The organism is Streptomyces sp. NPDC021225 (assembly GCF_044332865.1).
In the GTDB taxonomy this organism is placed as follows: domain Bacteria; phylum Actinomycetota; class Actinomycetes; order Streptomycetales; family Streptomycetaceae; genus Streptomyces.
The window spans coordinates 155,864-170,358 of the sequence record NZ_JBIRPV010000017.1; the positions used below are offsets into that span (position 1 = coordinate 155,864).

At 72.2% G+C, this 14,495-nt stretch carries 13 protein-coding genes; 2 read left to right on the forward strand and 11 right to left on the reverse strand.

Going from position 1 to position 14,495, the window contains the following annotated elements; translation table 11 throughout:
* Nucleotides 1–119: 119 nt before the first annotated feature.
* From ACH4S9_RS42740 to ACH4S9_RS42750, 3 genes are all read right to left on the reverse strand, one after another.
* Nucleotides 120–4,187 (reverse strand): AAA family ATPase, encoded by a 4,068-nt coding sequence (locus tag ACH4S9_RS42740; RefSeq protein ID WP_398377040.1) that lies wholly within the window; start codon nt 4,185–4,187, stop codon nt 120–122.
* 276 nt (nt 4,188–4,463) lie between these two features.
* On the reverse strand, nt 4,464–4,670 hold the full coding sequence (locus ACH4S9_RS42745; RefSeq protein WP_311727813.1) for a hypothetical protein: 207 nt from the start codon (nt 4,668–4,670) through the stop codon (nt 4,464–4,466).
* Between the two features lie 374 nt (nt 4,671–5,044).
* On the reverse strand, nt 5,045–5,326 hold the full coding sequence (locus ACH4S9_RS42750; protein ID WP_311727814.1) for an acylphosphatase: 282 nt from the start codon (nt 5,324–5,326) through the stop codon (nt 5,045–5,047).
* Nucleotides 5,327–5,565: 239 nt separating this feature from the next.
* Between ACH4S9_RS42750 and ACH4S9_RS42755 the strand changes: the two genes are divergently transcribed.
* Nucleotides 5,566–6,417, forward strand: a complete 852-nt coding sequence (locus tag ACH4S9_RS42755) for a CAP domain-containing protein (protein WP_398377041.1) — start codon at nt 5,566–5,568, stop codon at nt 6,415–6,417.
* Nucleotides 6,418–6,567: 150 nt separating this feature from the next.
* Nucleotides 6,568–7,017, forward strand: a complete 450-nt coding sequence (locus tag ACH4S9_RS42760; protein WP_311727816.1) for a helix-turn-helix domain-containing protein — start codon at nt 6,568–6,570, stop codon at nt 7,015–7,017.
* On the opposite strand, the gene mutM is transcribed toward ACH4S9_RS42760, so the two are convergent.
* The 8 genes from mutM to recG all read right to left on the reverse strand — a co-directional run bounded on the left by mutM (nt 6,957) and on the right by recG (nt 14,492).
* The gene (mutM, locus tag ACH4S9_RS42765; protein WP_352133738.1) at nt 6,957–7,859 is read right to left on the reverse strand and encodes a bifunctional DNA-formamidopyrimidine glycosylase/DNA-(apurinic or apyrimidinic site) lyase; all 903 of its coding nucleotides are present in this window, start codon (nt 7,857–7,859) and stop codon (nt 6,957–6,959) included. The genes ACH4S9_RS42760 and mutM overlap by 61 nt on opposite strands.
* A gap of 88 nt (nt 7,860–7,947) precedes the next feature.
* Nucleotides 7,948–8,793 (reverse strand): ribonuclease III, encoded by an 846-nt coding sequence (rnc, locus tag ACH4S9_RS42770; RefSeq protein WP_311727846.1) that lies wholly within the window; start codon nt 8,791–8,793, stop codon nt 7,948–7,950.
* A gap of 19 nt (nt 8,794–8,812) precedes the next feature.
* The gene (gene rpmF, locus ACH4S9_RS42775) at nt 8,813–8,986 is read right to left on the reverse strand and encodes a 50S ribosomal protein L32 (protein ID WP_065965136.1); all 174 of its coding nucleotides are present in this window, start codon (nt 8,984–8,986) and stop codon (nt 8,813–8,815) included.
* 2 nt (nt 8,987–8,988) lie between these two features.
* The gene (locus ACH4S9_RS42780; protein ID WP_398377042.1) at nt 8,989–9,579 is read right to left on the reverse strand and encodes a YceD family protein; all 591 of its coding nucleotides are present in this window, start codon (nt 9,577–9,579) and stop codon (nt 8,989–8,991) included.
* Between the two features lie 193 nt (nt 9,580–9,772).
* A complete protein-coding gene (locus ACH4S9_RS42785) occupies nt 9,773–10,864 on the reverse strand; it encodes a cell division initiation protein (protein WP_398377043.1) in 1,092 nt (363 codons plus the stop codon).
* 136 nt (nt 10,865–11,000) lie between these two features.
* Nucleotides 11,001–11,510, reverse strand: coding sequence for a pantetheine-phosphate adenylyltransferase (gene coaD / locus ACH4S9_RS42790; RefSeq protein ID WP_311727820.1), 510 nt, complete (start codon nt 11,508–11,510; stop codon nt 11,001–11,003).
* The gene (gene rsmD / locus ACH4S9_RS42795) at nt 11,507–12,094 is read right to left on the reverse strand and encodes a 16S rRNA (guanine(966)-N(2))-methyltransferase RsmD (RefSeq protein ID WP_311727821.1); all 588 of its coding nucleotides are present in this window, start codon (nt 12,092–12,094) and stop codon (nt 11,507–11,509) included. Before rsmD ends, coaD begins: the two co-directional genes overlap by 4 nt.
* Nucleotides 12,095–12,218: 124 nt before the next feature.
* Nucleotides 12,219–14,492: an ATP-dependent DNA helicase RecG gene (gene recG / locus ACH4S9_RS42800; RefSeq protein WP_311727822.1), complete on the reverse strand. Its 2,274-nt coding sequence runs from the start codon at nt 14,490–14,492 to the stop codon at nt 12,219–12,221.
* Nucleotides 14,493–14,495 lie beyond the last annotated feature (3 nt).

The following is a 14,495-nucleotide window of genomic DNA, read 5'->3' on the forward strand; positions in this document are numbered from 1 at the left end:
GCCTTCAAGTTCCGAAGTCAATAGGGTGTGACGAAGGAGTCACGGCGCTGCCTTCAGGGGCAGATTGGGCATCCTTGATCACATGACTTCAAGTGTTGAAGTGCCAAGTGTTGAGGCGTCTACCGCAGCCGCTGGCTGATGACCTTGGACACCCCATCGCCCTGCATGGAGACGCCGTACAGCGCGTCGGCGACCTCCATCGTGCGCTTCTGGTGAGTGATCACGATCAGCTGGGAGCTCTCCTGTAGCTCCTCCATGATCCGGATCAGCCGCTGGAGATTGGTGTCGTCCAGCGCGGCCTCGACCTCGTCCATCACATAGAACGGGCTCGGCCGCGCCTTGAAGATCGACACCAGCAGCGCCACGGCGGTCAGCGACCGCTCCCCGCCGGACAGCAGCGACAGCCGCTTGACCTTCTTGCCCGGCGGCCTGGCCTCCACATCCACGCCCGTGGTCAGCATGTTCTCCGGGTCGGTGAGCACCAGCCGGCCCTCGCCACCCGGGAACAGCCGCGAGAAGACGCCCTCGAACTGGCGCGCCGTGTCCCGGTAGGCCTCCGTGAACACCTGCTCGACGCGCTCGTCCACCTCCTTGACCACCTGGAGCAGATCGGCCCGCGTCTTCTTCAGGTCCTCCAGCTGCTCGCTCAGGAACTTGTGCCGCTCCTCCAGCGCCGCGAACTCCTCCAGCGCCAGCGGGTTGACCTTGCCCAGCTGCTGATACGCCCGCTCGGCCGCCCTCAGCCGCTTCTCCTGCTGCGCCCTGACATAGGGCACCGGCTGATTGCGCGGGTGTTCCCCCGCGGCGGAGCCGCTATCCGATGCAGTCTCGGGCAGGACCTCCCCTTCCGCAGGAAGGGACGGCGGGACCAGCTGGTCAGGTCCGTACTCGGCGATCAGCCCGGCCGGTTCGACGCCCAGCTCCTCCAGCGCCCTGGTCTCCAGCTGCTCGATCCGCAGCCGCTTCTCGGCGCCCAGCACCTCGCCCCGGTGCACCGAGTCGGTCAGCTTGTCCAGCTCGCCCTTGAGCACACGCCCGTGGTTGCGCTCGGCGACCAGCTCGCGCTCCCGCTCGGCCTTCGCCCGCTCGGCCGCGTCCCGCTCCTCCTCGGCCCGCACCAGCGACACCTCGACATGCGCCAGCAGCTGCCGGGCGCCCGAGGCCACCGCCGAGGCCACGGTCGCCTCGTGCCGCAGCCGCGCCCGCCGCTGCTCGGCGCGCGCCCGCGCCTCGCGCTCGGCGCGCGCGCCCCGGTCGAGCGCGTCCGCCCGCCCCGCGAGCCCCTTGACCCGCTCCTCGTGCGTACGGACCTGGAGCCGCGCCTCCATCTCGGTCTGCCGGGCGTTCGCCCCGTCGGCCGCCAGCCGGTCCCGTACGGAGGTGTCCGGCTCCTCAGCCCCTCCTTCACCAAAGGTGGCTTCCTCCTCCGCGACGACCAGCCGCTCCGCCAGCTCCTCGGCCTCCTCGGTGGCCCTGGCCAGCGCCTCCTCCGCCTTGGCCGCGGCCGCCGTCATCCGCTCGGCCTCGCCTGCCGCGGCCCGCGCCTGCCCGGCCAGCCGCCCCAGCGACTGGGCCACCTGCGACTTCTCCCGGTCGGCCGCGCTGCGCCGGGCCGCCAGCTCCTCGACCCGCGCCGCGCATTCGGCCCGCCGCTCCGCCGCCGCCCGCTGCGCGGCGGTGAGCTCCTCACACCGCACCGCGAGCTCCTCCAGCTCCGCGGCCGCCTCGTCGACCGAGGCCTGCACCTCCAGCAGACTGGGCGCCCCGGCGGAGCCGCCCTGGGCGAAGTGCGCCCCGAGCAGATCGCCCTCGGCGGTCACTGCCGTCAACTCCGGCCGCCGCTCGACCAGTTCCTCGGCGTCCTCCAGCGTCGCGACCACCACGACGTCCCGCAGCAGCCACCGCACAGCGGTCAGCAACCCCGCGGGCCCACCCACGAGCTCGGCCGCGCGGCGCAGCCCGGGCTCGCCGACGGGCCCGGCCTCGGCCACCGCCGCCGCCCGGCCTTCGGGGCGGGAGACCGGGCCGACCGCGCCCGCTGGACCCCCTCCGCGCGCGCCGTCGCCGGAGACCGCGCCTCCGGCCTCCCCGGGTCTGGCGCCGGGAACGATGATGCTCGTGTCGGCGGAAACCCCGCCGCCCGCCGAAGATTCGGCCGCTGCCGCGCCGGGCTCTGGCCCGGGCGGCGGCCCCGACGGGCCCAGGCCGAGGGGTGAGTCGCCGGAGGCGTCCGCGCGCTCCCGCTCGCCGTCCGCGCCGCCTTCGGTCGGGTGCGGCAGCCGTACGGAGCCGGTCTGACCGGCCATCGGGCCGCCGGGCGCGCCCGGCGCCGCGGTCCCGGACGCAAAGGCGCCGCCTGCACCGCCCGGGTCGCGAGCCCCGGCTGCCGGGGCGTCCGGGCGCGGCGCGGACGGGTCCGCTCCGGCCGGCGCGCCCGGCGGCGCGATGGAGTCGGGGCGCCCGGGCGCCGGGGCGCCGAGCAGGAGCGCGGCGCGGCCCGCGTCCTGTTTGCGGAGGAGGCGGATGGCCTCCGCCGCGGTGCCGGGGTCCGCGACGGCGATCGCGTCGGCCGCGGCGCCCAGGGCCGCGGCCACGGGGACCTCGAAGCCGGAGGCGACGTCGAGGAGTTCGGCGGCCGGGCCGAGGAGGCCGGTCAGCCGGTCGGCGGAGCCGAGGAGTACGCCCGTGCCGTCCTTTCTGCGCAGGCCCAGGGCCAGCGCGTCATGGCGGGCGGAGGTCGCGGCGCGCTCGCGCTCGGCGGCCGTCAGAGCCTCGCGGGCCGCCCGGTGCGCGGTCTCCGCCTCGGCCAGCTCCCGTTTGGCGGCCTCATGGCGCTCCGCCAATTCCGCGTCGCCCGCATCGAGTCCGTCGACCTCGGCCTGGAGCTGTTCGTACTCCTCCTGCGCCGCGACCGCCCGCTGCCGGGCCTCGTCGCGGGCGGCGGCCAGCCGGTCGATCTCGGCCCGCGCCGAACCCGCCCGGCCCCGGGCGGCGTTCACCTGGCCCTGGAGCCGGGCCAGCCCCTCGCGGCGGTCGGCGATGGCGCGGGCCGCGTCCTTCAGCCGGCGCTCCTCGAGCGCCAGCTCCCTCTCCAGTTCGGCGCGGTGCTCGACGGTGTCGTCCAGCGCCCGGCTCGCCGCCTCCAGCGCGGCCTCCAGCTCCGCCTCCTGCTCGCGGATCCGGGCCGCCTCGCGCTCCATGTCCTCCGGGTCCCGGCCGCGCCGCTCCTCTCCGGGGGCGGAGCCGGCGCTCTTGACCCGGGCGTCGGCCAGGCTGATGGTGCCGCGCACCCGCTCGGCGAGCTGTGAGAGCTCGTACCAGGTCTGCTGGGCGTCCCGCAGCCGCGGCGCCAGCCGCCGGACCTGCTCCTCCAGCGCCGCCTCCCGCTGCTGCGCGGCGCGCAGATCGGCCTCGGCGGTCTCCTTGCGCTGTTTGAGCGCGGCCTCGTCGGCGATCTCGGTGCGCAGTGCCTCGCGCATGGTCACCAGGTCGTCGGCGAGCAGCCGCAGCCGGGCGTCGCGCAGATCGGCCTGGATGACGGCGGCCCGCCGGGCGACCGCGGCCTGCCGCCCGAGCGGCTTGAGCTGGCGCCGCAGCTCGTCGGTGAGGTCCTGGACGCGGGCGAGGTTGGCCTGCATGGCGTCCAGCTTCCGCAGCGCCTTCTCTTTGCGTTTGCGGTGTTTGAGTACGCCCGCGGCCTCCTCGATGAAGGCGCGGCGCCCGGTCGGGTCGGCGTGCAGGACGGAGTCGAGCTGGCCCTGGCCGACGATGACATGCATCTCACGGCCGATGCCGGAGTCGGAGAGCAGCTCCTGGATGTCCAGCAGACGACAGGTGTCGCCGTTGATCTGGTATTCGCTGCCGCCGTTACGGAACATGATCCGCGTGATGGTGACTTCGGCGTATTCGATGGGCAGGGCGCCATCGGAGTTGTCGATGGTGAGGGAGACCTCGGCGCGGCCGAGCGGGGGACGGCCGGTGGTGCCGGCGAAGATGACGTCCTCCATCTTTCCGCCGCGCAGCGACTTCGCGCCCTGCTCCCCCATGACCCAGGAAAGCGCGTCCACGACATTGGACTTGCCCGAACCATTGGGGCCGACGACGCAGGTGATACCCGGCTCGAAGCGCAGCGTCGTGGCGGAGGCGAAGGATTTGAAGCCTCGGAGGGTCAGGCTCTTGAGATGCACGCCTTTGGACTCTACCTCCCCTGTCTCACACGACACCGTCCTTCGGCCGTGGCGCCGCGAGGCGGGTCTTCGCTTGTCTCTGCCTGTCTCCGCTCGCCTCTGCTTCGCTCGGTGTTTCTCGAGTTTTTTCTCGGTTTCACCGGTGAGGGGGAGGGGCACATCAGACGGTAAGGGAAACGCGGTCGGTCGCCGCGGAAACGACGAAGGGACGCCATGGGCGTCCCTTGCAGATTCTCAAGCGGCTGACGGTGCAGCCCGACCGGCTCGTGAGCCGGGTCAGGCGAGCGCAGGCTCCGCCTGGGATACGTCGATGCTTTCGAGCAGCGAGTCGCCGTGGTGAGCGGCGGCGGACAGAGCGTCGTTCTCGGCCTGGATCCGAATGAGCTCGGATTCGAGGTCCTGGACGCGCTGCTGAAGCCGTCGCATCTCGGCGAGGACTCGGGGGTCGGAGCCGCCGACGTAACCGAGAAGCGCCTTTGCCATGATGGATGGTCCTCCACACTGAGTGACCGACCGAAGCGGTGGTGGGTCGTGAGGGATTTCGCACCCGCGATGCCTGCCGTTACTACCGTGCTGAGTGGCAAACAGTTAAGGTGCGCGGGGCTTCCAGCGTCTCACCAATTGGTTTGAGGGTCAACACGATCACAGGCCGACGGGGCCCAGCGGCCGGGGGCTTACCGGGCGGCGAATGCCGCCGAGCCCGTATTGATCAGGCCGTCGGAGCGAGGAGATCATCCCTTACGCCGCAGCCTTCCACGGACCGCCCGCATTGGCAACCATCAGCTTGTTTCCGCTCACGCGCGGTGCAAAAAGCCCGCCCGGCGAGGGCTCTCGGCGGGCGGGTGCGGCGGGGTTTCTCAGCGGATCTCGAAGCTCTCGTAGCCGCCCCGAGGTGTGTCCCAGATCTCGGTCACACCCTCGACCCGGCCGGGCGTGTCGTCACCCCGCAGCCAGTCGAGCAGCTGTTCGCAGTTCATGCGTTCGCCTTCTGCGACGATCTGGACCCGGCCATCGGACAAATTCGAGGCGAACCCGGCCAGCCCTCCGATGCGCAGTGCGTTTGCCCTGGTGAACCAGCGAAAACCGACTCCCTGGACCCGGCCGCGGACCCACGCGGTGAGGCGCACTCTCTCGTTCATGAGTGGCACGCTAGCTGAACGCAAACCAAGCAATTCGCTCCCTGGCGCCTCAGCCACCTCCGTCATGGCGTACAGTCCCGGCTCAAACGCAATACTCACCCGTACGAGTGACGCATGTGACCCCGATCTTGCAAGGAAGGCAGGAGATGGGCCGCCATCGACGATCTGCCCCCGGATCCGCGCCGACACCCCTCGGCGCCGGGCGCCACCGGGGAGCCCGCCGGAGCCACCTGGCACCGGTGCGGACCGGACTGCTGAGTGTTTCCGCCGCTGTCGCGGTGGGTGCGGTGGCCATGGCCACCGGGCTGCTGCCGGGAGGACCGACCCTTAGCGGAAGCAACGACCCGGCCGGAGGGGTGATCGCCGACGGCCCGTCCGGCCCGTCCCTGGAGACCCAGGGCTCCCCCTCGGCCTCGCCAGTGGACCGCGGCACGACCCCCGCGGACCGCGGCGAGGACCGGCCGCAGGCGCCGTCCACCACACCCTCGAAGAGCCCGGGCAAGTCCTCCCCCACGCCCTCCACCACCCCCTCGACCCAGCCGGGTTCCTCGGACACCGCCCCCGGGAACGGAAACGGGAAGGGCAACGCGAACGGCAGGGGCAACGGAAACGGGAACGGAGGCTCGAACGGCAAGGGCTCGTCCCAGAAGCCCACCACGCCCCCGGGCCAGAGCGAAAACTCCAACACCACGCCCGGAAACCCCGACAAGGCCGAGAAGGCCGCCGCGCGGCAGGTGCTGGCGCTGGTCAACGAGGAGCGGTCGAAGGCCGGCTGCGCGCCGGTGACCGCCGACCCGAAACTGACCCAGCTGGCCCAGGACTTCAGCGACGACATGGCGCTGCGGGGCTTCTTCGACCACCTCGACCCGGACGGCGACACCCCCTGGGAGCGGGCGGAGCAGGTCGGCATCGTGAACCTGGGCGGGGAGAACATCGCCCGCGGCCAGGAGGACGCGCAGGCGGTGATGGACTCCTGGATGAACAGCTCCGGCCACCGGGCGAACATCCTCAACTGCGGCTACAAGACCCTCGGCGTCGGCGCGAACTTCGGCGCGGACGGCCCGTGGTGGACCCAGGACTTCGGCTACTGAGCCGTTCCTGAGGCCCGGGCCGCACACCGGGTGCGGCGCCCTCACCCCTTCCCCGTCAGGCGGCGAGTGCGCCGTACCCGGCCCGGCGCTTAACTAACTTTCCGAAAGCGCAACCCGGTGGTCAGCGCTGCGCTGGAGTATGGTCATGGCATGGAGAGCGACCGCGCCACGCCGACAGGCGCCGAAACGGCACATGACGACCTGGCCTTCGACGTGTTCGCCCGCGTCTGCCCCTCCCGCGGCACGCTGGAGCACATCACCGGCAAGTGGGGCGGCCTGACCCTGGGCGCTCTCGAGCAGGGCAGTCTCCGCTTCAACGAGCTGCGCCGCCGGGTCGACGGCGTCAGCGAGAAGATGCTGTCCCAGACGCTGCACGCGCTGGAGCGCGACGGCCTGGTGCACCGCGAGGCACAGCCGACCAACCCGCCGCGCGTGGACTACGAACTGACCCCGCTGGGCCACGCCGTCGCCGAGCGGCTGCTGGCGCTGATCGGCCTCGTCGAGGAGCGGATGCCTGAGGTGCTGACCGCCCAGGCGCGCTACGACGAGGAGCGCGGTACGGCGGTACGGGGCGCCGCGACCGGGCGCGGCGGGCGCTGACAGCGCGGGCAGAAGTAGCTGGAGCGGTTCATCCACGGGCGGCGCCGCATCGGCGTGTCACAGCGGCGGCAGGGCTCGTTCTCCCGGCCGTACGCGTCCAGGGAACGCTCGAAGTAGCCCGACTCGCCGTTCACATTGACGTACAGGGAGTCGAAGCTGGTGCCGCCGACGGCCAGCGCGGCGTTCATGACGTCGCGCACATGACCGAGGAGTTCGGCGCTGCGCGGGCGGGTGAGGGTGGCCGTCGGCCGGTCGTAGTGCAGCCGGGCGCGCCACAGCGCCTCGTCGGCGTAGATGTTCCCGACCCCGCTGATCAGCGACTGGTCGAGCAGCGCCCGCTTGAGGGTGGTGCGGCGGCGGCGCAGCGCGGTGTGGAAGGCGGCCTCGTCGAACGCCGGGTCCAGCGGGTCGCGGGCGATGTGCGCGATCGCCGCCGGTAGCCCGTCCGCCGCGCCGGGCTCGGCCTCGTGCAGCGAGAGGCCGCCGAAGGTGCGCTGGTCGACGAAGCGCAGCTCGGTGCCTATGGAGTCGGCGAAGCGCACCCGGATGCGCAGGTGCTTCTCGTCCGGCGCGGCATGCGGCTGGACGAGCAGCTGGCCGCTCATGCCGAGGTGCGCCAGCACCGACTCATCGCCGTCGTCCAGCGGCAGCCACAGGTACTTCCCGCGGCGGCGGGCCACCCCGGCGCGGCGCCCCTTGAGGCGGGCGGCGAAGTCCTCGCCGCCCCCGAGGTGACGGCGTACCGCGCGCGAGTGCAGCACCTGCGCCTCGGCGACCGTACGGCCGCTGATCCAGCGCTCCAGACCGCGGCGGACCACCTCGACCTCGGGCAGCTCGGGCAACGGGGGCCTCCTTGGCAAAAGCCCTCGCCCTCCCGGCGGCCCTGGCGGCCGGGGCCGCGCTCGGTCGCAGGGAGGGCGAGGGGTGTGATCAGTGTGCCGGCGAGGCGGTGTCGGCGGCCTCGCCGTCCGAGCCGGCGGCGGTGCCCCCGGCGGTGGCCGATTCGGCCTCGGCCTTGGCCTTGGCCGCCTCGTCAGCCGCCGCGCGGATCGCGCGCCAGGCGGCCTCGGCCGCCTGCTGCTCGGCTTCCTTCTTGCTGCGGCCGGTGCCGGTGCCGTACGCGACACCACCGACGCGGGCGGCAGCCGTGAAGGTCTTCTCGTGGTCGGGTCCGGTCTCGGAGACCAGATACTCCGGAACCCCGAGGCCCTCGGTGGCGGTCAGCTCCTGGAGGCTGGTCTTCCAGTCCAGGCCGGCGCCCAGGTTCGAGGACTTCTCGATCAGCGGATCGAAGAGCCGGTGCACCAGCTCCGCGGCGGCGTCCAGCCCCTGGTCGAGGTAGACGGCGCCGATGACCGCTTCAAGAGTGTCGGCGAGGATCGAGGCCTTGTCCCTGCCCCCCGTGCCCTCTTCGCCCCGGCCGAGCCGGATGAAGGCGCCGAGGTCGAGGCCGCGGCCCACCTCGGCCAGCGCGCGCGAGTTGACCACGGCGGCCCGCAACTTGGCCAGTTGGCCCTCGGGCAGGTCGGGGTGGATGCGGTACAGCGTGTCGGTGACCACCAGACCGAGCACGGAGTCCCCGAGGAACTCCAGACGCTCGTTGGTGGGCAGCCCGCCGTTCTCGTACGCGAAGGAGCGGTGGGTGAGCGCACGCACCAGAAGGGCGGACTCGAGCTGATACCCGAGCCGCCCTTCCAGGATCGTGTGGGACGAGGCCGTGTCCGCCTGGGCCGGTTCTCCCGCACGCTTACGGGGAGTCGTGTTGGCGTCCGACATAGAGCCTGTCACCCGCCGATCAGACCTCGAGGACCTGGCGGCGGTTGTAGGTGCCGCAGCTGGGGCACGCGATGTGCTGCAGCTTCGGCTCGTGGCAGCGCTCGCACGCCACCAGGGTGGGGACCGCAGCCTTCCACTGCGACCGGCGGTGGCGCGTGTTGCTGCGCGACATCTTCCGCTTCGGAACAGCCACGGCTACTTCTCCTGTGAGTCATCCCCGCGTTCGCGGGGTGCGTTGTCCTTCTCGCCGCCCGAATCGGCCTCGGCGAGTCCCTGCAGCGCCGCCCAACGGATGTCGACGGCATCGTGATGGTGGTCGGGGTCCTCCTCGAGCCGCGCGCCGCACTCGGCGCACAGCCCGGGGCAGTCCTCCCGGCACACCGGCTGCAGCGGCAGTGCGAGCACCACCGCGTCACGCAGCACGGGTTCGAGGTCGAACAGATCGCCCTCGAGAAAGAGCGTGTCCTCCTCCTCGGCGTCGTCGCCGGTGTCCGCGGGGCGGCTCCGGTCGTCGGCGTCGGGGTAGGAGTACATCTCCTGGAAGTCCGCTTCGAGCTCCCGCTCCAGCGGCTCCAGACACCTTACGCACTCCCCTGTCAGCGGTGCGAGGGCGGTGCCTGTGACAAGCACCCCCTCCATGACCGACTCCAGGCGGAGGTCGAGCTCGACGGTCACGCCCTCCCGCACCCCGATGACCTCGATACCGAGGTCCTTGGGGGCCGGGACCGAGCGGGAGAGCCTTTTGAGCGCGCCGGGACGACGACCCAGCTCGCGCGTATCGAACACGAGAGGGGCACGGTGGTCGAGGCGGGCGTTCAGGGCTTCCTGCTTTCTACGGCTGCGGCGGGCCACCCGACGCGAAACTACGAAACGGGCAGCCGAGATCGCGGACGTACACGCGACCGAAGAGCCAGGATACTGGACCGGCCGCCGTAGACCCAATCCGCCCCCGGGGCGGTGGATTGAGGTCAGGCCGGGCTCAGCGGCCCTGCTCGTACTGACGCAGCTGATCCAGGTCGATCATGCTGGTGTCGAACAGGCTGGTCTCGTCGAGGGCCGCGGCGGGCTGCTGGGGCTGGTGGTGCGCCGGGGGTAGCGCCAGCTGCTGCGGCTGCTGCTGCTGCTCGGGGGCGTAGCCGCTCGGGTCGTAGCCCTGGGGCTGCTGCTGCCAGCCGTACGCGTCCTGCTGCTGATAGCCGCCCTGGGCCGGGTACGGGTCCTGCTGCTGCACATAGCCCTGCTGCTGATAGCCGTACGCGTCCTGCTGCTGATAGCCGGCCGTGGCCGTGTAGTACGAGGCGTCGGGCGCCGCCTCGGGCCGCGCCACCGTCACCTGCGCCTGCGACTGGGCCAGGTCCGCCAGGTAGTCGTCGTCGCTGGTCTGGTGGCCGAGCGAGGCGGCGGCGTCCTGGGCGGCCAGGTGCGCGCCCAGTTCATCGATCGCCTGGGCCCCGAGCAGCTTCTGGCGGCCCCGGCCTACCGCCTCCAGCGTCTTGGTGAGCACCGCCGAGACCGCGCCGAGCTTGGTGTCCACGTATTCGTCGGCGCGGTGCCGCAGCGTCTGGGGGTCGGCGCTGCGCTCGGGACCGTCCTCCAGCTGCCCCACCTCGTCCGGCGCCCCGTCCGAGGGACGGCCCAGCAGCTTGCCCCGGCCCCGGTCCACGGAGTCGATGGTCTTGGTCAGCACGACCTCGAAGTTGGCGAGTTTGCTGTCGACGTAGTCGTCGGCCTCGGCGCGGATCTCCTCGGCCTCCCGGCGGGCCTCCTCCAGGATCCGGTCCGCCTCCTCCTGGGACTTTCTGGCCACCTCGGTGTCCGAGACCAGCGAGCCCCGGTGGGCGTGCGCAGTCTCGATGATCCGGTCGGCCTCCTGGCGGGCCTGCTCGACCATGCGGTCGCGGCCGCCGATCACGTCCTGCGCCTGGGCCAGGGAGTCAGGGAGAGCGGCGCGCACCTCTTCGAGCATGGCGAGCAGCTCGGCGCGGTTGATCACGCACGAGGCCGACATGGGCATGGACCGGGCGCTGCCGACGGTGTCGACGATCTCGTCGAGCTTCTTCTGCACGTCCACCTTGGGTGCTCGCCACTCTCTCTTGACGGGACTTGACGGAACTTGACGGAAAGAACTGCAACGGGCGGGAACGACCGGGGACGACTGTACGGCCAGCGGGCCCCGCCCAAAACCCGCCGGCCCGGCCGTCATCGGGTCAGCGCTTGCGCAGCCGCTCGGTCAGCGCCTCGAGCACCAGCGGGGGCACCAGGTGGGAGACGTCGCCGCCCCAGGCCGCCACCTCCTTGACCAGGCTGGAGGAGAGGAAGCTGTAGGTGGGGTTGGTGGGTACGAACAGCGTCTCCACGCCGGAGAGGCCGTTGTTCATCTGGGCCATCTGGAGCTCGTAGTCGAAGTCGCTGACCGCCCGCAGCCCCTTGACGATGGCGGGGATCTCGCGTTCCTTGCAGAAGTCCACGAGGAGGCCGTGGAAGCACTCCACCCGGACGTTCCCGTACTCGGCGGTGACCTGGCGGAGCAGGTCCATCCGCTCGTCCACGGTGAACAGCCCCTGTTTGGACTTGTTGATCATCACGGCGACGTAGACGACGTCGTACAGCTTGGACGCACGGGCGATGATGTCGAGGTGCCCATTGGTGACGGGGTCGAAGGACCCCGGACAGACTGCGCGGCGCACTGGTGGTTCCTCGCTCTCGGGTCCGGTCATGACGCGTTGTCGCACGTCGAGGCGGCGCGACCGTACCAAAGCGTGCCCTCGCCGTATCGACGGGCCCGCAAGCCCTCGAAACCGGCAGGCCACCCGAAATCCCCGCCTCGCGTGCTCCGCTCCACCGTGGCCAGCGCGTCGGGCGCGAGCCACCCGTTACCGGCGAGTGTGAGCAGAATCTCCCGCAGCTCGTCGTCGGCCACCGCGTACGGCGGGTCCAGGAACACCACGTCGTACGGGCCGGTCGAGGGCACCGGACCGGCGATCGTCTGCTCGGCCCGGCCGGTGCGCAGTTCGGCGCCCGGCAGGTCCAGCGCCCGGATGTTGGCCCGGATGGTGCGGGCGGCGCGCGCGTCGGACTCCACCAGCAGCACATGCTCCGCGCCGCGCGAGAGCGCCTCCAGGCCGACCGCGCCCGAGCCGCCGTACAGATCGAGCACCCTGGCCCCGCGCAGCGAGCCCAGCAGCGACTCCCAGGTGGAGAAGAGGCCTTCGCGCGCCCGGTCCGAGGTGGGGCGGGTGCCGTTTCCCGGCGGCACGGCCAGGCGGCGGCCGCCGGCGGCTCCGGCGATCACGCGGGTCATCGGTGACGCAGTCCTTCGCGATGGGAGGGGGCAGCGGCGGGCCGTACGAAGCCGCTGCCCCTTCACCATATGGCGTCCGGGGCCCTGGCCCCGCCCAGGCCCGGCACCCGCGACTCAGCCCTTGTCAGCCCTTGTCGAGGTACTCCTCGCGCTCCTCGTCCAGGAACGCGTCCAGCGCCGTGCGCAGCTCGGGGAAGGCGGTCAGCTCGGGGTCGGCCGCGACGATGGCCGCCGCCTCCTCCCGGGCCGCCGCGATGACCTCCTCGTCGTCGATGACCGCGAGCACCCGCAGCGAGGAGCGCGCCCCGGACTGGGCCTGCCCCAGCACATCGCCCTCGCGCCGCTGCTCCAGGTCGATCCGGGACAGCTCGAAGCCGTCCAGCGTGGCCGCGACCGCGCCGAGCCGGGCGCGGGCGGGGCTGCCCTCCGGCATCTCGCTCACCAGCAGGCACAGCCCGGCGGCCGAGCCACGGCCGACCCGGCCGCGCAGCTGGTGCAGCTGCGAGACGCCGAAGCGGTCCGCGTCCATGATCACCATGGCGGTGGCGTTGGGGACGTTGACCCCGACCTCGATGACCGTCGTGGCGACCAGGACGTCCACCTCGCCCGCGGCGAAGCGGCGCATCACGTCGTCCTTCGCCTCCGGCTGCATCCGGCCGTGCAGCACCTCCACGCTCAGGTCCCGCAGCGGGCCCTTGGCGAGCTGCTCGGCGATGTCGAGGACCGCGAGCGGCGGCCGCTTCTCGGCCTCGTCCTCGGGGGACGCCGCGGAGGACTTGGCGGACGGCTTCGCCGCGGACTTGGCCGGCTTGCGCGCAGCGCCCTTGGGCCCGTCCCCCTCGTCCCCCTCGTCGCCGATGTCGTCGCCGATCCGCGGGCACACCACATAGGCCTGGTGCCCGGCCGCCACCTCCTCGCGCACTCGCTCCCACGCCCGCGCCAGGAAGTGCGGCTTGTCCTTCGCGGGCACCACATGGGAGGCGATCGGGGAGCGCCCGGCCGGCAGCTGGTCCAGGACCGAGGTCTCCAGGTCGCCGAAGACGGTCATGGCGACGGTCCGCGGGATGGGGGTGGCCGTCATCACCAGCAGATGCGGCGGCTGCTTGCCCTTGGAGCGCAGGGCGTCGCGCTGCTCGACGCCGAAGCGGTGCTGCTCGTCGACCACGACCAGGCCCAGATCGTGGAACTGGACCTTGTCCTCGATCAGCGCATGCGTCCCGACCACGATCCCGGCCTCGCCGGTGACCAGGTCCAGCAGCGCCTGGCGGCGGGCCGCGGCGCCCATGGAGCCGGTCAACAGCACGACCTTGGTGCCCTGTTCGGAGCCGCCCAGCATGCCGCCCTCGGCCAGGTCGCCCATCATCTCGGTGATCGAGCGGTGGTGCTGCTGGGCGAGCACCTCGGTGGGCGCGAGCATCGCGGCCTGTCCCCCGCTGTCCACGACGCCCAGCATCGCGCGCAGCGCGACCATGGTCTTGCCGGAGCCGACCTCGCCCTGGAGCAGCCGGTGCATGGGGTGTTCGGTGGCGAGGTCGGCGAAGATCTCCCGGCTGACGCTCCGCTGGCCGTCGGTGAGGGTGAACGGCAGCCGGGCGTCGAAGGCGTCCAGCAGACCGTCCTCGGCCGGGGCGCGCGGCACCGCGGGCAGTTGGGCGTCGGCGTGCCGCCGCCGGGCGAGGGCCACCTGGAGCACGAAGGCCTCGTCCCACTTCAGGCGGTCCCGGGCCGTGGCGATGTCCGTCTTGGTGCGCGGCCGGTGGATCTTCAGCAGCGCCTCGGGGAGCTCGGCCAGCCCGCGGCCCTGCCGCAGGCTCTCGGGCAGCGGGTCGACCAGGCCGTCCCAGCCGGTGGCCGCCAGGCTGTCGAGCAGCGTCCCGACGGCCTTCTCGATCTTCCAGGACTCCAGCTGGGCGCAGGCGGGATACAGCGGCCGCAGCTGGTTGGCCCAGGCCTCCACGGCCTCCGCGCCGTCCTCCTTGCCGAGCATCTCGTACGCGGGGTGGGCGAGCTGGCGCACATTGCGGAAGACGCCGACCTTGCCCGCGAACATGCCCCGGCGGCCGGGGAGCAGCTCCTTCTGCGCCCCGTAGACGCCCCGGCCGAAGAAGACCAGCTGGAGCCGGCCGCTGCCGTCGGTGAGGGTGACCTCCAGGCGCTGCTTGGTGCCGCGGTCGAACTTGTGCACACGGGCGTCGGCGACCTGCGCCACGACCGTCACATGCTCGTCCAGGGGCAGCTCGGACAGCCGGGTCAGCTCGCCGCGCTCGGCGTACCGCCTGGGGTAGTGGTGCAGCAGATCGCCGATCGTGTGCAGGTCGAGGTGGTCGGCCATCACCTTCGCGGTGTTGCCGCCGAGCACCTTCTTCAGGGGTTCATCCAGCGCGGGCACGCAGTCCATTGC

Bases quoted from the DNA above. Each gene is read 5' to 3' on its own strand.
- ACH4S9_RS42760 (WP_311727816.1), top strand. From the start codon at position 6,568: ATGGAGAGCGACCGCGCCACGCCGACAGGCGCCGAAACGGCACATGAC.
- ACH4S9_RS42745 (WP_311727813.1), bottom strand. From the start codon at position 4,670: ATGGCAAAGGCGCTTCTCGGTTACGTCGGCGGCTCCGACCCCCGAGTC.
- recG (WP_311727822.1), bottom strand. From the start codon at position 14,492: ATGGACTGCGTGCCCGCGCTGGATGAACCCCTGAAGAAGGTGCTCGGC.
- coaD (WP_311727820.1), bottom strand. From the start codon at position 11,510: ATGACCGGACCCGAGAGCGAGGAACCACCAGTGCGCCGCGCAGTCTGT.
- rnc (WP_311727846.1), bottom strand. From the start codon at position 8,793: ATGTCGGACGCCAACACGACTCCCCGTAAGCGTGCGGGAGAACCGGCC.
- ACH4S9_RS42750 (WP_311727814.1), bottom strand. From the start codon at position 5,326: ATGAACGAGAGAGTGCGCCTCACCGCGTGGGTCCGCGGCCGGGTCCAG.
- rsmD (WP_311727821.1), bottom strand. From the start codon at position 12,094: ATGACCCGCGTGATCGCCGGAGCCGCCGGCGGCCGCCGCCTGGCCGTG.